Annotated in this window: 10 protein-coding genes; 4 read left to right on the top strand and 6 right to left on the bottom strand. The window is 68.8% G+C overall.

Annotated elements, in window-relative coordinates; genetic code table 11:
- Positions 1-87: 87 nt before the first annotated feature.
- A complete protein-coding gene (locus tag M5E06_RS33385; protein WP_252141947.1) occupies positions 88-3,585 on the top strand; it encodes a hybrid sensor histidine kinase/response regulator in 3,498 nt (1,165 codons plus the stop codon).
- Positions 3,586-3,629: 44 nt separating this feature from the next.
- On the opposite strand, the gene M5E06_RS33380 is transcribed toward M5E06_RS33385, so the two are convergent.
- The 3 genes from M5E06_RS33380 to gltA all read right to left on the bottom strand — a co-directional run bounded on the left by M5E06_RS33380 (position 3,630) and on the right by gltA (position 6,799).
- Positions 3,630-4,280, bottom strand: coding sequence for a response regulator (locus tag M5E06_RS33380; protein ID WP_109151111.1), 651 nt, complete (start codon positions 4,278-4,280; stop codon positions 3,630-3,632).
- A 127-nt stretch (positions 4,281-4,407) separates the two neighbouring features.
- Complete coding sequence (locus tag M5E06_RS33375; protein ID WP_252141946.1) at positions 4,408-5,421, bottom strand: NUDIX hydrolase; 1,014 nt, start codon at positions 5,419-5,421, stop codon at positions 4,408-4,410.
- Between the two features lie 46 nt (positions 5,422-5,467).
- Entirely contained in the window at positions 5,468-6,799 is a 1,332-nt protein-coding gene (gene gltA / locus M5E06_RS33370; RefSeq protein ID WP_252141945.1) for a citrate synthase, read from the bottom strand.
- Positions 6,800-7,030: 231 nt separating this feature from the next.
- Here gltA and M5E06_RS33365 point away from each other — a divergent pair, with 231 nt between their 5' ends.
- Positions 7,031-7,279 carry a hypothetical protein gene (locus tag M5E06_RS33365; protein ID WP_109151113.1) on the top strand — a complete coding sequence of 83 codons (249 nt, stop codon included), beginning with the start codon at positions 7,031-7,033 and terminating at the stop codon, positions 7,277-7,279.
- 27 nt (positions 7,280-7,306) lie between these two features.
- Here the strand turns inward: M5E06_RS33365 and M5E06_RS33360 are convergent, their stop codons facing one another.
- The 3 genes from M5E06_RS33360 to M5E06_RS33350 all read right to left on the bottom strand — a co-directional run bounded on the left by M5E06_RS33360 (position 7,307) and on the right by M5E06_RS33350 (position 13,431).
- Positions 7,307-11,077: a response regulator gene (locus M5E06_RS33360; protein ID WP_252141944.1), complete on the bottom strand. Its 3,771-nt coding sequence runs from the start codon at positions 11,075-11,077 to the stop codon at positions 7,307-7,309.
- Positions 11,074-12,510 (bottom strand): sigma-54-dependent transcriptional regulator, encoded by a 1,437-nt coding sequence (locus M5E06_RS33355; protein ID WP_252141943.1) that lies wholly within the window; start codon positions 12,508-12,510, stop codon positions 11,074-11,076. Before M5E06_RS33355 ends, M5E06_RS33360 begins: the two co-directional genes overlap by 4 nt.
- Before the next feature lie 150 nt (positions 12,511-12,660).
- Positions 12,661-13,431 (bottom strand): FCD domain-containing protein, encoded by a 771-nt coding sequence (locus M5E06_RS33350; protein ID WP_252142204.1) that lies wholly within the window; start codon positions 13,429-13,431, stop codon positions 12,661-12,663.
- A gap of 479 nt (positions 13,432-13,910) precedes the next feature.
- On the opposite strand from M5E06_RS33350, the gene M5E06_RS33345 reads away from it, so the two are divergent.
- Both M5E06_RS33345 and M5E06_RS33340 read left to right on the top strand, forming a co-directional pair.
- Positions 13,911-15,587 carry an L-lactate permease gene (locus M5E06_RS33345; protein ID WP_252141942.1) on the top strand — a complete coding sequence of 559 codons (1,677 nt, stop codon included), beginning with the start codon at positions 13,911-13,913 and terminating at the stop codon, positions 15,585-15,587.
- 50 nt (positions 15,588-15,637) lie between these two features.
- Positions 15,638-18,508 carry an FAD-binding and (Fe-S)-binding domain-containing protein gene (locus M5E06_RS33340; RefSeq protein WP_252141941.1) on the top strand — a complete coding sequence of 957 codons (2,871 nt, stop codon included), beginning with the start codon at positions 15,638-15,640 and terminating at the stop codon, positions 18,506-18,508.
- Positions 18,509-18,512 lie beyond the last annotated feature (4 nt).

Here is an 18,512-nt window from a genome sequence, read left to right as displayed (position 1 = left end):
CGAATGCGGGCGCGGCGCACATGCGCGCCTTGTGATAAGCTGTCTCCCGCAGGGAGTGAAAATCAAGAACGGGATGCGCAAAGCCCCATGGAAAGCTGGTTCATCCTGGCCGCATCGCTGGCCTATCTGTTGTCGCTGTTCGCCATCGCGTGGTACGGCGACCGCACCGGCAATCATGGCAGCGACCGGCGCACGCCCTGGCTCTATGCGCTGAGCTTCGGCGTCTATTGCACCTCCTGGACCTTCTATGGCGCGGTCGGGCGGGCGGCGACGGGGGGGTTCTATTTCCTGCCGATCTATATCGGGCCGATCCTGATGATCGGGCTGGGCTGGCCGATTCTGGCCCGCATCGTCCGGGTGGCGAAGTCGGAGAACGTCGTCTCCATCTCCGACTTCCTGTCCGCCCGCTACGGCAAGAGCCGCAGTCTGGCGGCGCTGGTCACCATCGCCGCCGTGATCGGGCTTCTGCCCTACATCGCCCTGCAGTTGAAGGCGATCAGCGTCAGCTTCGAAATCCTGGCCGGGGCCTCGCTGGGCACCGACCTCAGCCAGATGCCAGGCGGGACGGCGCTGATGGCGGCGCTGCTGATGGCGGCCTTCGCCATCCTGTTCGGCGTACGCAGCGTGTCGGCCAACGAACATCACCGCGGGCTGATGATGGCCATCGCCGCCGAATCGGTGGTGAAGCTGGCCGCGGCGCTGGGGGTGGGCGGCGCCATCGCCTTTTCCGTCTTCGGCGACCCCGCCACCTTCATCGACGCCGCCGTCCGCAATCCCGGATTCCTCGAACTGATCAGGCTGGACAGCATCGGCACCGACTGGTGGGTGGCCTGCCTGCTGTCCGGGCTGGCGATCCTGTGCCTGCCGCGCCAGTTCCACGTCGCGGTGGTGGAGAACACCCATGCCGGCGACGTGCGGTCTTCGGCCAAGCTGTTCCCCGCCTATCTGGTCGCCATCAACCTGTTCGTCCTGCCGGTGGCGCTGGCCGGGCTGATGCTGCTTCCCGACGGCACGACCAACGCCGACACCTTCATGGTGTCCATCCCGCTGAGCCAGGGCCGGCCGTGGCTGGCGCTGGCGGCCTTCATCGGCGGGCTTTCCGCCGCCACCAGCATGATCCTGGTGGAGATGGTGGCGCTCAGCACCATGATCTGCAACGACATCGCCGTTCCGCTGCTGATGGCGCTGCGCCCGGACGACCGGCGGCTGCGCGACGATCCGGCGGGGATCCTGCTGCTGGTGCGCCGGTCGGCGGTGATCGTGCTGGTTCTGCTGTCCTATGGCTGCTACCGGCTGATCGGCCCCGCCTTTCCGCTGGCGACCATCGGCATGATGAGCTTCACCGCGGTGGCGCAGTTCGCCCCCGCCCTGCTGGGTGGCCTGATCTGGAGCCGGGCCAGCCGCAGCGGCGCCTTCGCCGGCATCTGCGCCGGCTTCCTGGGCTGGGCCTACACCATGCTGCTGCCGTCCTTCGCCGATGCCGGCTGGCTGGCCTCCAGCGCGCTGCGCGAGGGTCCGTTCGGCTTGACCGGCCTAAGCCCGGTGGCGCTGGCCGGCATCGCCGGCATCGACCCACTGACCAACGCCGCCCTGTGGAGCCTGGGTCCGAACATCCTGCTGTTCGTCGTGATGTCGCTGCTGACCCGCCCGTCGACGCTGGAGCGCCAGCAGGCCGCCCGTTTCATGAGCCTGCGCCGCGCCTCCGACGGCGAGCCGCACGGGCCGCGCGGCGCCACGCTGGCCGACCTGCACGATCTGGCGTTACGCTATGTCGGGCAGCCGCGCGCCGACGCCGCCTTCCGCCGGTTCACCGGGGTGGCGGAGGGAGATCTGCGCACCGCGTTGCTGACACGCACCGACGGGGAGGCGATCCAGCTGACCGAACGGCTCTTGGCCGGTGCGGTCGGTTCGGCGTCGGCCCGCGTTGTGGTGGCCGGGCTGCTGTCGGACCGCCGGCTGTCGCGCACCGACGCGCGCTCCATCATCGACGAGGCGTCGCGCGCCATCCTGAAGCAGCACGAGCTGTTGCGCGCCACGGTCGAGAATGTGCCTCAGGGCATCGCGGTGTTCGACGAGGACTGGCGCGTCGCCACCTGGAACAACCAGTTCCTGGTCCTGCTGGATCTGCCGGACGGCTTCGTCCAGGTCGGCACCTCGCTGCAGGACATCGTCGGGCTGATCGCGCGGCGCGGCGAATATGGCCGGAATGGCGAGATCGAGACCCTGCTGGAGCGGCGTTCCGACCCGCGCCGCCGCAACAAGCCCGACGTCTATGAACGGGTGCGGCCCGACGGGACGGTGCTGGAGATCGCCACCAACCCGATGCCCAGTTCAAAGCCACGGGGCGGCGGCTTCGTCGCCGTCTATACCGACGTCACGGAGCGCCACCGCGCCGCCGCCGCGCTTCGCGAAGCCAACGAATCGCTGGAACGACGGATCGAGGAGCGCACACACGCCCTGTCGGAAGCCAAGGCCGAGGCTGAGCGCGCCAACCGCGGCAAGACCCGCTTCCTGGCCGCCGCCAGCCACGATCTGCTACAGCCGCTGCACGCCGCCCGGCTGTTCCTGTCGGCCCTGTCGGAACGCAACGGCGACAGCGCCATTCGCCAGATCGACGCCTCGCTGCGGTCGGTGGAGCAGATTCTGGGCGATTTGCTGGACGTTTCCAAGATCGACAGCGGCGTGGTGAAGCCGAACCCGGTGCCGATGCGCATCGAAGAGTTGCTGAAGCCGCTGGGCGAGGAGTTCACCGTGCTGGCCAGCCGTCACGGGCTGGGGCTGCGCGTGGTCGACTGTTCGGCCACGGTGCGCAGCGACCCGACGCTGCTGCGGCGCATTCTGCAGAACTACCTCGCCAACGCGGTGCGCTACACCCGCACCGGCCGCATCCTGCTGGGCTGTCGCCGGCGGGGGAATTTCCTGTCGATCGAGGTGTGGGACACCGGGCCGGGCATCCCCGAACACAAGGTGCCGGAAATCTTCATGGAGTTCCGGCAGTTGGACAATGACGGCGACGACCGCGGCAAGGGGCTGGGCCTCGGCCTCGCCATCGTCGAGCGTCTGGCCGGCATCCTCGGCCATACGGTCCAGGTGCGCTCCAAGGTCGGGCGAGGCAGCGCCTTCTCCGTGCTGGTGCCGCTGACCGATGAGCCGGTCGCCGCCCGCGCCGTGGTGGTCCGCCCGCGCGGCCGCGACCTGCGCGGCGTGCTGGTGCTCTGCCTGGAAAACGAGCCCGCCATCGCCCGCGCCACCGAGGATCTGCTGTCCAGTTGGTCCTGCCGCGTCGTCACCGCGGTCGCCCCGGACCTTGCCCTGGAGAAGCTGGAGGGCCGCACGCCCGACGTGATCCTGACCGACTACCACCTCGACCGCAGCCTGACCGGCGTGGAGGCCCTGCGGACATTGCGCGCCCGGCTGGGCAGCGACATCCCCGCGGCTGTCGTCACCGCCGACCGCGACGCCGCCGTGCGCGAGGACATCGAAGCCGCGGGCTGCCGGCTGCTCTACAAACCGGTGCGTCCGGGTGCGTTGCGGGCGCTGCTGGGGCAGTTGCTGGCGGAGGGGCAGCGGATGGCGAGCGATTGACGCGCCGAGCCCTCTCCCCAACCCTCCCCCTCTTCGAGGGAGATTTACTCCACCGGCGGCGGCGGTGCCGCGGACAGCGCAAGCTGGCTCGCCAGCACTGCGGCCTGGGTGCGGGTCAGCACGCCCAGCTTGCGCAGGATCGTGGTGACGTGGGCCTTCACCGTCGTCTCGGCGACGTTCATCTCGTAGGCGATCTGCTTGTTCAGCTTGCCTTCGGCGATGCCGGCGAGGACGCGGAGTTGCTGGGGGGTCAGGGTGGCGGCGCGTTGGGCGGGGTCGGGGGCGTCGGTTTCGGGGCCGCCATTGATCTCCGGCAGCCACAATTCGCCGTCCAGCACCGAATGGATCGCTTCGACGATCTGGGTGTTGGGGGCGGATTTCGGGACGAAGCCGGAGGCACCATAGTCGATGGAGCGCTGGATCGTCACCGGATCCTCCGACGCCGACACCACGATCACCGGAATCGCCGGATGTTCGGAGCGCAGCATCATCAGCCCGATCAGTCCGCTCATCCCCGGCATGTGCAGGTCCAGCAGGATGATGTCCGGCGGCTCCCCGGTATCGAGAAGCGGCTTGATGTGGTCGAACCGCGACGCCTCCAGAATCACGGCGCCGGGAATCGCCTGACCGATGGTCTGGGTCAATGCAGTGCGCATCAGCGGGTGGTCGTCGGCGATCAGGATGCGGTGCGACATCGGCCTTCTTGGATTTTCCGGCTATGGACAGTCCGGGTTTAAAACCGTTCCACCAGTATCCGCTTGCAGCCGCCCGTTGACAACTGCGCCCAATGCCGCGCGTCGAAGTTTCCGATGGATTTTACCCTTATCCGTCCGCGGATGGGATGGCACCGGCGCTGGTGCGTTCGTGGATGGCTTGGCGGCGGAAGCGGTACAACTCGGCGGGCCGGCCGCCGGTCTGGCTTTCATACTGGCCGGTGGGCTCGACGAAGCCGCCGGAGATCATCAGGCGGCGGAAATTCTGCTTGTGCACCCGCTCGCCGGACAGCGCCTCCACCACCAGCTGCAGTTGATGCAGGGTGAAGGTCGGCGGCAGCAGTTCGAAGACGATGGGGCGGTAGCGCAGCTTGCCGCGCAGCCGCTCCAGCGCGGTTGCCAGGATGCGCCGGCCGTCGCGCGCCATCGGCCGGCCGAGCGCCCGCGGCATCGGCCCACCGGCCCGCACCGACGGGTCGACCCGTGCGGCGAGGTCACGGTCACGGAAGGCCTCCACCACCAGCCCGGCCTCGTAGAGCAGTTCGAACCGCTCCAGCACGCGCTCCATGTCCCAGTCGGCACCCTCCAGGCCGAACGCCATCTGGGCACGCTCGGCCCTGCGCAGTCGGGTGCCTTCGTCGGGCGCCGAGGCGATCCAGCCGCCGAGCGCCGGGCAGATCACGGAGTCCAGCAGCGGCGGCCGCTGGTCGCGCCAATCCTCCCACGGGAAATGATCGTAGAGGTCGCGCCATTCGGCCGAGGCCTCGCCGCCCAGCGGGCCGTCGCGGACCAGGGCCAGATAGCCGACCACGACGGAGCGCGGGCCGCCGAACAGCTCATGCGGATCGCGGTAGCGGTCACCGAAGGTATAGAGCTGCTCGACATAGCGCAGCGCCAGCCCCGACAGTCCTTCCGCCACCGCGCGCACGCCGTCCTGTAGGGTGCGGAAGCGGTTGGGCTCGAACGGTGCGCCGGGCAGCGCGTCGCGATGCGGCAACGGCTCGTCGCCGCGCCGGTGGTCTTCCGGCACGGAAAAGCCGCTGCGCACCGTCACGACGCGCGGCGTCCCGCCGGTCACCGCAACGATGGCGACCGACAGGCCGAGTTGGAGAGGCTGGGTCACAGGGCGCCCCTCTCCTTTTGGAGAGGGGACGCCGTAATTCGACCGATCAACGCTTGTCCAGCGGGACGAAGGAACGGGCGGCGTGGCCGGTGAAGAGCTGGCGGGGGCGGCCGATCTTCTGGGCCGGGTCCTCGATCATCTCCTTCCACTGGCTGATCCAGCCGACGGTGCGGGCCACGGCGAACAGCACGGTGAACATGCTGGTCGGGAAGCCCATCGCCTTCAGGATGATGCCGGAATAGAAGTCGACGTTCGGATAGAGCTTCTTCTCGACGAAATACTCGTCCGACAGGGCGATCTTCTCCAGCTCCATCGCGATGGACAGATGCGGCTCGTCCTGGATGCCAAGCCGGTCGAGAACCTGATAGCAGGTCTCGCGCATGATCTTGGCGCGCGGGTCGTAGTTCTTGTAGACCCGGTGGCCGAAGCCCATCAGGCGGAAGCTGTCGTTCTTGTCCTTGGCGCGGCGGACGAACTCGGGGATACGCTCGACCGAGCCGATCTCCTCCAGCATCTTCAGCACGGCCTCGTTGGCGCCGCCATGGGCCGGACCCCACAGCGCCGCGATGCCCGACGCGATGCAGGCGAACGGGTTGGCGTGGGACGAACCGGCAAGACGGACGGTGGAGGTCGAGGCGTTCTGCTCGTGATCGGCATGCAGGATGAAGATCTTCTCCATCGCCTCCGACAGGACCGGATCGACCTTCCATTCCTCGCACGGCGTGCCGAAGGTCATGTAGAGGAAGTTTTCCGCGAAGGACAGGTCGTTGCGCGGATACATGAAAGGCTCGCCGACCGTGTACTTGTAGGCCATGGCGGCCATGGTCGGCATCTTGGCGATCAGCCGGTGCGCGGCGATCTTGCGCTGCACCGGATCGAAGATGTCGGTGGAGTCGTGATAGAAGGCCGACAGGGCGCCGACGACGCCGCACATGATCGCCATCGGGTGGGCGTCACGGCGGAAGCCGCTGTAGAACTTGGCGAGTTGTTCATGCACCATCGTGTGATAGGTGATGGTGCGCTCGAAATCGGCCTTCTGCTGCGGGTTGGGCAGTTCGCCGTTCAGCAGCAGGTGGCAGACCTCCAGGAAATCGCAATTCTCGGCCAGATCGGCGATGGCATAGCCGCGGTGCAGCAGAACGCCCTGGTCGCCGTCGATGTAGGTGATGGCCGAATCGCAGGCGGCGGTGGAGGTGAAGCCCGGATCGTAGGTGAAATAGCCGGTCTCGGCGTAGAGCTTGCGGATGTCGATCACGTTGGGACCGGTCGACCCGCTGAGCACCGGCAGCTTCAAGGTCTTGCCGGTGGCGTCGTCTGTCAGCGTGACGGTGCCGACCTGGTTCACATCGCCGTGCGGCGTGTGCTTGCTCGATTCCATGACCTTCTCACACTCCTTGCTGGCCGGCCGGGCGGCGGCTCGCGGCCTCCGCTGCCGGACCTTGGTGGTTGGCCCGTCTTCGGCGCGCATGGGCGGCGCGCTTGTATCGCGCGCTCGTTCGCCCCTTGCGGCGCCGCGCCGTCTTCTCCCGGTCTGACGCAAGGATCGGCCGGGAGCGGAACCCCCACCCTTCCTGGTCGTTGACTCCTCCAGAAGATAGCAGAGGACATCATGACCGACACGCCTCAAACGCGCACCCCCTCCGAAGGAATGCCCCAGCCGAGGGAATCCGGTGCAGACACGCCCGGCGCCAACACCCATGACCAGACCCCGGCCGGCGAACGCTCCCCGCGCGAGGACCTGACCAAGACTCCCGGCGACGGAACGCTGCAGGACGCCACGCCGGCCGGCCTGTCGTCGAAAGAGCTGCGGGAGCGGGCGGAGGACGCCGACGGCTCGACCCAGCCGGGCACCGGCTGACCGCAATCCGGAAGGCCGGCGGGAAGCTCAGGCCGCCGGCCGCTGCACGCCGGTGCGCTCGCGCAAGGAACGCTCCAGCCGGGCGGACTCGTGCAGCAGCACCGGCAGGAGTTGGCCCGCCTGATCCCGGTCGCCGTTGCGGCAGAGGACTTCCATGCGCCAGGCGTGGTGCATGACCGTCATCCCGCCGAAGCTGCCGGCGAGGCTGGACAGGTCGTGCGCCTCCCCCGCCAGCGCCCGCAGGTCGGCGGTGCCGGCCAGAACGGACTCCGCCATCGCGGACAGCCGTTCGAGCCGGCGCGACACGTCGTCGAGGAAGCTGTCGACGATCAGTGCCAGATTGTCGGCGCCCACCGTTTCCACCAGATCGGCCAGCACCGCCTCGTCCAGCGCGTCGCCGCTGTCGTCACCGCCGCTCCCGTCACCCGGATCCGCCGGGACGCCGGTGGACCCCGCCTTGGTTTCCGACGCTCCGATCCAGCAGTCCAGCGCGGCCAGCAGGCCGGCGCGGCTGATCGGCTTGGTCAGGTAATCGCTCATGCCCGCGCGCAGGCAAAGTTCGCGCGTGCCCGGCATGGCGTCGGCGGTCAGGGCGATGATCGGCAGGCTGGCCAGGGCGCCGCCGCGCGCCCGGATCGCCTGCGCCGCCTCCAGCCCGTCCATCCCCGGCATCTGGACGTCCATCAGCACCAGATCGAGACCGCCGCGGCAGGCGGCCGCGACCGCCTGCTCCCCGTCCTCCGCAACCTCGACCGTATAGCCCAGCTTGCGCAGCAGGGTGGTGGCGAACAGCTGGTTGGTGCGGTTGTCCTCCGCCAGCAGGATGCGGCCGCGGCGCGGCGCCTCCTCCGCCCCGGGGTCCTTGGCCGGAGCGGCAGCCACGGCAGAGGCGGGGGTTGCCGCAGCCAGCAGTCCGGTCAGGCAGCCGGCCAGCGAACTCTGGCGCAGCGGCCGGTTCAGCGTGGCGTGGGCCAGCCCCTGAGGCACGCCGTCGGTCCGCGCGGCGGGCCCAAGCGTGACGATCAGAACGCGCCGCGTCACCGCCAGCGCCGGATCGCCGGCAACCGCCGCCAGCAGCGCGTCGCCGCCCATGCCGGGCATGGTCTGATCGGCGAGCACCACGTCGAAGGGCCGGCCGCCGGCCACCGCGCGCCGCAATGCCTCCAGCGCGTCGGGTCCGTTTTCCACCGTGACAGGCATGGCGCCCAGGCTGTCGAGCATCGACGCCAGCACCCGGCGGTTCACCGCCAGATCGTCCACCACCAGGGCGCGGCGCCCGGCCAGCGGCCGTTCGGCCGGCGGCAGGGCCTCGTCCGACAGGGCCAGCGGCAGGTCGACCAGGAAACGGCTGCCGGAACCCGGACTGCTCTCCACCGCGATGCTGCCGCCCATCAGTTCCGACAGCTGGCGGCAGATCGCCAGCCCCAGGCCGGTGCCGCCGAACTTGCGGGTGATCGAGCCGTCGACCTGCTGGAACTTGTTGAACAGGGTTGGCAGCGCTTCGGCCGCGATGCCGATGCCGGTGTCGGTCACGGTGATGCGCAGCACCAGATGGGAGTCGGTGGCGTCCAGCGCCTCCAACTCCACCGCGACGGACCCCTCGTCGGTGAATTTCACCGCATTGCCGACCAGATTGACCAGAATCTGCCGGATGCGCGTCGGATCGCCCAGCAGCGTGCGGCGCAGCAGCGGGTCGATGTAGAAGCCGATCTCGATCCCCTTCTCGTGCGCGCGCGGAGTCAGCAGTTCCACCACCCCTTCCACCAGATCGGCGGCGTCGAAGGGCAGCGTCTCGATGGTGACGCGGCCGGCCTCCAGCTTGGAGATGTCGAGGATGTCGTTAATGATGGTCAGCAACGCGTTGGACGAGCTGCGGATGGCCTGGGCGAACTGGTGCTGCTCGGGGGTCAGGGCGGTGTCGAACAGCAGCTCCGTCATGCCCATGATGCCGTTCATCGGCGTGCGGATCTCGTGGCTCATCGCCGCCAGGAATTCCGACTTCGCCTGCGTCGCCGCCTCGGCGCGGGCGCGGAGCGCATCGGCCTCCTCGCGGGCGGCGTCGAGCCCTTCGGCCAGCGCGCACATGTCGGCGGCCTGACGCTGCAGTTCCGCCTCGAAGCGCTTGCGCTCGGTGATGTCGGTGCGGGTGCAGACCAGCGAACCGTTGCTGGTCCGGTTCTCCGCCACCACGATCCAGCGGCCGTCGGGCAACTCCCGCTCGAACGGGGCGCCGGGGTTGCGGTGCTGGGACAGTTCGGCCCGAATCCAGGCTTCGTCGCTCGGGCCGTCCGGGTTGCCCGCGAACTCGCCATTGGCGATGGCGGCGCGCAGGATGTCCTCGAACGGACGGCCGGCGGTCAGCAGCGGCGCCGTCAGCGGATGGGCTTCGCGGTAGCGTTCGTTGCACAGGATCAGCCGGTCGTCGGCGTCGAAATAGGCCAGCCCCTCCGGCACCGCCTCGATCGCGTCGTCCAGCGTCTGCTTGGCGAGCCGCAGCTCCTCCTCCGCCAGCTTCTCACGCGTGATGTCGGTGTGGGCGCCGACCATGCGCACGACCCGGCTATTGGCATCGCGGATGTGAATGGCGCGGCTGAGGATGTAGACGGTGTGGCCCTGCTTGTGGCGGAAGCGCTGAACCGCCTCGAATTTCGGGATCCGCCCCGCATTGTAGGCGCGGACCATCTCCAGCGCGGCGATCCGGTCCTCCTCGAAGATCAGGCCGGCCCACATGTCCAGGCTGTTTTCCAGCTCGCCGTCGCGATAGCCGAGCTGTTCCTTCCAAGTGGAGGAGAACCAGATACCGCCCGTCTCCAGGTTCCAGTCCCAGATACCGTCCCGCGTCGCCTGGACGGTCAGGTCCAGAAGCTCGCGGTTCGACCGCAGTTCCGCCTCTTCCCGCTTGGCGTCGGTGATGTCCTGGACGACGCCCAGCAGGCCGACCGGCCGGCCGTCGGCCCCGCATTCGGCCATGCCGCGGATGAAGACATAGCGCAGCGTCCCGTCCGGCCGGATGACCCGCGCCTCGACCGAGAACCCTTCACCGGTCGTCCGCGCCCGCTCGACCAGTTCGGCCAGAAGCGGCCGGTCATCCGGATGGTAGCAGGCGCGCGACAGCTCGACCGTCGGCGTTTCTCCCTGCGGCGGCAGGCCCATGATCCGGTAGACCTCGTCCGACCAGCGGCGGGCATCGGTGACGAAGTCGATGTACCAGTGGCCGAACTGGCCGATCTCCTCGGCGAGGTTCAGCAGGCGCGAACGGTCGCGCAACTCCGCTTCCGCCCGCTCGCGCCGGGCCACCTCGCGGCGAAGCGTCATCTCGTCCACCACCAGCCGGGCGAGCTGGGCCAGGGTCTCCGCCTCGCGGTCGTCGAAACCGGGGCGGGGCACGTCGTCGATGACGCAGAGCGTTCCCAGCTTCTGCCCATCCGCCACCAGCGGCGCGCCGGCATAGAAGCGGATGTTCGGCGCCCCGGTGACCAGCGGATTGCCGGCGAAGCGCGGGTCCTTGGTCGCGTCCGGCACAACCAGCACGCCATCGTCCAGGATGGCGTGGGCGCAGAAGGCCAGATCGCGGTGGGTCTCCGTCGCCTCCAGCCCGACCCGGCTCTTGAACCACTGGCGCTCGCGGTCGATCAGCGAGACCAGCGCGATGCGCGTGCCGAAGAAATGCCGGGCCAGCCGGGTGATGTTGTCGAAGCCCGATTCCGGAGCGGTGTCGAGGATGCAGTAGGAGTCCAGAACGGCCTGCCGCCGGTTCTCATCAGGCGGCAGAGCGGCCGGCACCGCCCCCGCGCTCAAGCGGCACTCTCCCCGGCGCCGCGGGTGTCGGCGACGCGCCACTGCTGAAGCTTTCGGTAGATGGTGGACGGGCTGATCTCCAGCATCAGGGCGGCGCGCGGCACATCGTCGCCGGTCAGCCGCAGCGCCCTCTGGATCATGTCCTTCTCGACCCGCCACAGCGGCTGCACGGCGCCATCCTCCTCCGGCGCATCGGCGGCCGGCGAACCGCAGGCGGCACACGGGGAGGCGCCGGCGTCTGGACTGCCGATTGCCGGACCGCCCATCGGCGGCAGCATGTCCAGCGTGACCTGCGGCCCGTCGTTCAGCACCACGACGTTGCGGACGACATTCTGCAATTGTCGAACGTTGCCCGGCCAGTCATGGGCGCGCAGCCGCGCCTCGACCTCCGGTGCGAAGGCCGACAGCGACTTGCCCTCCTCCCGCGCATAGTCAATCAGGAAGGAGCGGGCGATCTCGATCACGTCGTCGCCGCGGTCGCGCAACGGCGGCAGGGCCAGCGGGATGACGTGCAGACGGTAATAGAGATCCTCGCGGAAACGGCCGGCCTGCACCTCGGCCAGCGGATCACGGTTGGTGGCGGCGACGAAGCGCACGTCCACCCGTTCCTCCCGCCCGCTGCCGACCGGGCTGACCGTGCCGGTCTGGACGAAGCGCAGGAGCTTGCTCTGCAGGTCGAACGGCATCTCGCAGATCTCGTCCAGGAACAGAGTGCCGCCGTCGGCGAGCAGCGCCGCCCCCGGCCGGTCACCCGCCGCCCCGGTGAAGGCGCCCTTCACATGGCCGAAGATCTCCGATTCCAGCAGATCCTTCGGGATGGCGGCGCAGTTCAGCGCGACGAAGGCGCCGTCGCGCCGCGGACTGGCGCGGTGGATGGCCTGGGCCGCGACCTCCTTGCCAGTCCCGCTCTCTCCGGTGATGAAGACGTTGGCGCGGCTGGCGGCCACGCTTTCGATGGTGCGGTAGACGGCCTGCATTTCCGGCGAGCTGCCGATGAAACCATGGAAGCGCCCGCGGTCCAGATCCTTGCGGTATCCCTCCACCATCCGCGCCAGCGTCCGCCGTTCCAGCGCGTTGCGCAGGGTCAGGTTCAACCGGTCGGCGTTGAAGGGCTTCACGATGAAGTCGAAAGCGCCGAGCTTCATCGCCTCCACCGCCAGATCGATGGAGCCGTGGGCGGTGATGATGACCACCGAAACGCTGGGATCGCGGGCATGCAGCGCCTGCAGAACCTCCAGCCCGTCCACGTCCGGCAGCTTCAGGTCCAGGATCACCGCATCGGGCGGCGATGCCGCCGCTGCGTCCAGCGCCTCCCCCCCGCGGGTGCAATGCACGACCTCATGGGCGTCCGCGCGCAGGAACTCGATGTAGAGCTTGGCCAGCGGGACCGTATCCTCGATCAGCAGGATGCGGCGCTTCTTGGGAGAGGACACGGGGCGGCACTCTGACGGTCGGTGAATGGGCGTCGATCAGGCAAGATTGCCCGCGCAGTGTAACCCGGCCAAGGCTCTGCCGCCAGTCGGGCTGAGCCTACCTGCATATGACTTTTGACGGAGAGCGCCGGCAGGAGGCGCCCACCCCCTTCATGCTCCGCTGTCGATCAGGTCGGTGCGTCCGATCCGCCGCAACGAGACCTGGACGCGGGCGTTGTGCTCGCGGATCTCGCGCAGGGTCTGCAGGGTGAATTCCACATGGACCTCGGCCGCCGCGCTGGCCGCCGCCGCGTCGCCGGCCAGAACCGCGTTGGCGATGGCGAGATGCTGTTGCAGCAGCAGCTCACGCACGCCCGGCCGGGAGTAGAGGTCGGTGCGGTTGTAGAACACGTCGTTGCGGAGCAGGTCGGACAGTGTCCGCATGATGTGCAGCATGACGACGTTGTGCGCCGCCTCGTAGATCGCCAGATGCAGGTCGGCGTCCGAGTCCGCCTCCTCCGAGCTGTCGTCCTTGCCATGGGCGGCCTGCATGCGGGCGACGATGGTGCGGATGCTGTCGCGGTCGAGGTCGGTCGCCCGCTGGGCCGCCAGCCCGGCCGCCGCCACTTCGATGGAGCGGCGGAACTCCAGATAGTCGAAGGACGCGTCCGGCTTGTTGCGCATCAGCGTCATCAGCGGATCGGCGATCTGCGCCAGGAAGGTGGCGACATGGGTGCCGCTGCGCCCGGTGACCAGCAGGCCGCGCTCCTCCAGCTTGGCGATGGCGTCGCGCAGCGACGGGCGCGACACGTCCAGCTTCACCGCGAGTTCGCGTTCCGCCAGCAGCTTCTCGCCGGGGCGCAAAGCGCCTTCCAGGATCAACCGCTCCAGATGCTCGGCAATGGCATCGGCCAGCTTGGCCGGTTTGATCGTCCCCTGCATTGGGTAGGCGGCCTCTCCCTGCACGTCTTGATCCTCTTCAATACCGATGGACGGAACAGGCGTCCAGAGCAGTGGCTGACCGGCAACGTCGCACCCCCCTACCAAAGTGGGCCGCTTGGCAAACGATTCAGCCGTTGCACAGTCTGGTAAAATATTTTATCCAAGCTCCACCGTATGGATAAGAGATGTCCACCGCTTCCCGAATGGCAAGGGGTCTTCCCCAAGCTTGACCGGGGCGGAAGGTGCATCCACACGTACCGGGACAGGACGGACCAGGCCCCACAAGGGCGCATCCGCACCGCGAGCATCGGGGCCGCAAGACCCCGGCGGCGGTGAACGCCTCCGCTTTGCCGAACGTCCGGCCTTCCTCCGCGCCTCCCTTCAGGATGCGGGCAGACCGGGTGCAGCCAAATGCGGCCAGCCTTCTCCCGGGACACCGTTCGGACCGACATCACTCCCCGAGAAGGAGACCCCCGAGGATGACCTGGTCGCAAGTCTACGACCCTATGAACAACATCTGGCTGTCGACGCTGTTCGCGTCGCTGCCGGTCCTGGTGATGCTGGGCGGTCTCGGCATCTTCCACATGAAGGCGCACCGCGCGGCCTTGGCAGGCCTGGCGACCGCGCTGGCGGTGGCCGTCGCCGTGTTCGGCATGCCGGTGGCGATGGCGGGAAAGACCGCGCTGATGGGTGCGGCTTATGGCCTGCTGCCGATCGGCTGGATCGTCGTGAACATCATCTTCCTCTATCACCTGACCGAGCAGCGCGGACAGTTCAAGATCCTGCAGGAAAGCATCACCGGCATCACCAACGACCGCCGGCTCCAGCTTCTGCTGATCGCCTTCTGCTTCGGCGCCTTCTTCGAAGGAGCGGCCGGCTTCGGCACGCCGGTCGCCGTGACCGGCGCCATGCTGATCGGGCTGGGCTTCACCCCGCTGGCGGCGTCCGGCCTGTCGCTGATCGCCAACACCGCCCCGGTCGCCTATGGCGCGCTCGGCACGCCGGTGCTGGCGCTGGCCGCCGTCACCGGCCTGCCGCTGCTGGACCTGTCGGCGATGATCGGCCGGCAGCTGCCCTTCTTCTCCGTCCTGGTTCCTTTCTGGCTGATCGTCGCCTTCGCCGGCTGGCGCGGCATGATCCAGATCTGGCCGGCCATCCTGGTCGCCGGCGTGTCCTTCGCCGTCCCGCAGTTTGTGGTGTCGAACTATCACGGCCCCTGGCTGGTGGACGTCGCCGCGGCCATCGTCTCGCTGGTCTCGCTCACCCTGTTCCTGAAGGTCTGGCACCCGAAGACCATCTGGCACACCGCGGGCGGAGCGTCCGCGCTCACGCAGGGTGTCGGCGCCGCCGTGGTCGAGGGCGAGGCGCGCCGCAGCCACGGCTACAGCGCCGCCGAGGTCCGCCGCGCCTGGATGCCCTGGGCGATCCTCAGCATCCTGGTCTTCCTGTGGGGCATCCCGGAGGTCAAGGCCTTCCTCGACGGCGTGTCGATCCTCAAGTTCCCGATCGACGGCCTGCACAACATGGTGATGCGCGTTCCGCCGGTGGTGGCCAAGCCCCATCCGGAGGCCGCCGTCTACGTCCTGAACTGGCTGTCGGCGACCGGCACCGGCATCTTCATCGCCGCCGTCATCTCCGGCTTCCTGATGGGCTATTCGCCGGTCGAGATGGTGAAGACCTACGGCCGCACCCTCTATGCCATCCGCAACTCGCTGCTGACCATCTCGGCGATGCTGGCGCTGGGCTACACCACCCGCTATTCGGGTCTGGACACCACGCTGGGCCTCGCCTTCGCCAACTCTGGCTTCCTTTACCCGTTCTTCGGCACCTTCCTGGGCTGGCTGGGCGTGGCGTTGACCGGGTCGGACACGGCGTCCAACGTGCTGTTCGGCAGCCTGCAGAAGGTGTCGTCGGAGCAGCTGGGCCTGCCGCCGGTGCTGATGGCCGCCGCCAACAGCTCGGGCGGCGTGATGGGCAAGATGATCGACGCCCAGAGCATCGTCGTCGCCGCCGTCGCCACCAAGTGGCATGGGCATGAGGGCAAGATCCTGCGCTTCGTCATCTGGCACTCGCTGGCGCTGACGGCGTTGGTCGGCCTGCTGATCATGGCCCAGGCCTATCTGTGGCCCTTCACCCAGATGGTGATCGGCCGCTAAGGCCGGTTCCTCCCGCCACCTCCTCCACCCACCAGCAGGAAGCGCTGCCGATGCCGTCCCTCCCCCTGGCCGCCCCCTACGACCGCGTGCTGGCCGAGCTTCAGGCCGTCATTCCCGAAGCCCGGCTGGTGACCGACCCGCTGCGCACGCTGGCCTACGGCACCGACGCCAGCTTCTACCGGCTGATCCCGAAGATCGTCGCGCTGGTGGAGACGGAGGAGGAGGTGGTGCGGTTGCTGCGCATCACCCGCGGCCACACGGTGCCGGTGACCTTCCGCGCCGCCGGCACCAGCCTGTCGGGGCAGGCGGTCAGCGACAGCGTGCTGGTGGTGCTGGGGGACGGCTGGCGCGGTTGCAGCATCGGTCCGGGGGCCGCCACCGTCACCCTGCAGCCCGGCGTGATCGGGGCGGAGGCGAACCGGCGGCTGGCCCCGCTGGGGCGCAAGATCGGCCCCGATCCGGCCTCCATCGCCACCGCCAAGATCGGCGGCATCGCCGCCAACAACGCCAGCGGCATGTGCTGCGGCACCGCGCAGAACAGCTACCGCACGCTGGAGTCGATGCGGCTGGTTCTGGCCGACGGCACGGTGCTGGACACCGCCGATGCAGCCAGCCGTAGCCGCTTCCGCGACAGCCACGCCGCGCTGCTCAGCCGGCTGACCGATCTCGGCGCCCGCACCCGCGCCGACGAGGCGCTGGCCGGCCGCATCCGCGACAAGTTCCGCATCAAGAACACCACCGGCTACAGCCTGAATGCGCTGGTGGACTACGAGGACCCGGTCGACATCCTCCAGCACCTGATGATCGGGTCGGAGGGGACGCTCGGCTTCATCTCCGCCATCACGCTGCGCACCGTGCCGGAGCATCCGCACAAGGCCAGCGCCCTGCTGTTCTTCCCCGACATCGGCGAGGCCTGCCATGCCGTGTCCTTGCTGAAAGCGGCACCGGTCGATGCGGCGGAGCTGATGGACCGTGCCTCCCTCCGCTCGATCCAGGACAAGCCGGGCATGCCGCCGCAGATCCGCGGCTTCGGCCCCGAGGTGGCGGCGGTGCTGGTGGAGACCCGTGCCGAGAGTGCGGCGGCGCTGGAGGCCAATGTGGCGGAGATCGCCAGAGTTCTTGCCGACTGCGTCACCATCGGCGACACCGGCTTCACCACCGACGCCAAGGCCTGTGAAGGCTTCTGGAAGATCCGCAAGGGCCTGTTTCCGGCGGTCGGCGCCATTCGCCAGACCGGCACCACCGTCATCATCGAGGACGTCGCCTTCCCCCTGCCCCGGCTGGCCGAAGCGACTCGCGAGCTGCAGGAACTGTTCGTCCGCCACGGCTATCACGAGGCGATCATTTTCGGCCACGCGCTGGAAGGAAACCTGCACTTCGTCTTCACCCAGGCCTTCGACACCCAGGAAGAGATCGACCGCTACCGCCGCTTCATGGACGATGTCGCCGTGCTGGTGGTTACCCGCTATGACGGCTCGCTGAAGGCGGAGCACGGCACCGGCCGCAACATGGCCCCCTTCGTCGAGATGGAATGGGGTCCGCAGGCCTATGGACTGATGAAGAAGATCAAGGGGCTGTTCGACCCCAACGGGCTGCTGAACCCCGGCGTCATCCTGAACGGCGACCCGCAGGCCCATCTGAAGAACCTGAAGCCGCTGCCGCCCGCCGACCCGCTGGTCGACACCTGCATCGAGTGCGGGTTCTGCGAGCCAACCTGCCCCTCCCACCGCTTCACCCTGTCACCGCGCCAGCGCATCGTCGGCCGGCGCGAGATGGCACGGCTGGCGGCGGCCGGCGACGATGCCGGGCGACTGGCCGAGATCAGTGCCGCCTATGAGTATCAGGGCATCGACACCTGCGCGGCCTGCGGCCTGTGCGCCAGCGCCTGTCCGGTGGGGATCGAGACCGGGCTGCTGATCAAATCCATGCGCGGCGAGCGGCGCGGCGCCATGGCCCGTAAGGCGGGGACGCTGGTCGCCGACCACATGGAAGGCACGCTGGGCCTCGCCCGCACCGGCCTGCGTCTGGCCGACCTCGCCCGCCGCACCATCGGCCATGGCGCCACCCAGGCGGCAGCCCGTGTGCTGACCGGCGGCAACCTGCCGGTTCTGCCCCGCAATATGCCCACATCCGCGACCTTTTCGCCGAAGGCGGACATTCTCACCAGCGAAGACCTGCCGACCGTGGTCTACGCCCCCAGCTGCGTCAGCCGGACCATGGGACCGGCGGCGACCGATCCGCATCAGCGCCCGCTTCCACAGGTGGTGGAGTCGGTGATGCGCAAGGCCGGCTTCCGCATCCTCTATCCGGAGGAGGCGGATGGCCAGTGCTGCGGCATGCCGCTGGAGAGCAAGGGGCTGATTGAAGCCGCCGACGCCAAGGCCGACGCCATGCTGGCCGCGCTGTCGAAGGCGAGCCGAGGCGGCCGGTATCCGGTGGTGATGGACACCAGCCCCTGCGCCCTGCGTCTCAGGAAGCGCCTGACCGATGCCGGCCTGCGCATCCTCGACGTGGCGGAGTTCCTGAGCGAGTTCGCCCTGCCGCGCCTGGACATCGACAAGACGGCGGAGCCGGTGATGCTGCACCTGACCTGCTCCACCCGCCGCATGGGGCTGGACGGAGCCCTGACCGCGGTGGCGAAAGCCTGCGCCGAGACGGTGGTGGTGCCGCCCGACGTCGGCTGCTGCGGCTTCGCCGGCGACAAGGGCTTCACCACGCCGGAACTGAACGCCCACGCACTGCGCCACCTGCCGGCATCGGTGCCGGAGGGCTGCGCGTCGGGCTATTCCACCAGCCGCACCTGCGAGATCGGCCTGTCCGACAAGGCGGGCGTGCCCTACCGGTCGATCGTCTATCTGGTCGACGCCTGCGCGACGGCGAAGGTGGAGGAGAGGGCACGGGTGGCGGAACCGGCCTTCTGAACGA

Origin of the sequence: Azospirillum sp. A1-3 (genome assembly GCF_023806445.1) — a bacterium.
Classification (GTDB): Bacteria; Pseudomonadota; Alphaproteobacteria; order Azospirillales; family Azospirillaceae; genus Azospirillum.
This window is presented reverse-complemented; position numbering and strand designations above follow the sequence as displayed.

Coding starts and splice junctions, on each gene's coding strand:
- M5E06_RS33385 (WP_252141947.1), top strand. CDS start 88: ATGGAAAGCTGGTTCATCCTGGCCGCATCGCTGGCCTATCTGTTGTCG.
- M5E06_RS33380 (WP_109151111.1), bottom strand. CDS start 4,280: ATGTCGCACCGCATCCTGATCGCCGACGACCACCCGCTGATGCGCACT.
- gltA (WP_252141945.1), bottom strand. CDS start 6,799: ATGGAATCGAGCAAGCACACGCCGCACGGCGATGTGAACCAGGTCGGC.
- M5E06_RS33365 (WP_109151113.1), top strand. CDS start 7,031: ATGACCGACACGCCTCAAACGCGCACCCCCTCCGAAGGAATGCCCCAG.
- M5E06_RS33350 (WP_252142204.1), bottom strand. CDS start 13,431: ATGCAGGGGACGATCAAACCGGCCAAGCTGGCCGATGCCATTGCCGAG.
- M5E06_RS33345 (WP_252141942.1), top strand. CDS start 13,911: ATGACCTGGTCGCAAGTCTACGACCCTATGAACAACATCTGGCTGTCG.
- M5E06_RS33340 (WP_252141941.1), top strand. CDS start 15,638: ATGCCGTCCCTCCCCCTGGCCGCCCCCTACGACCGCGTGCTGGCCGAG.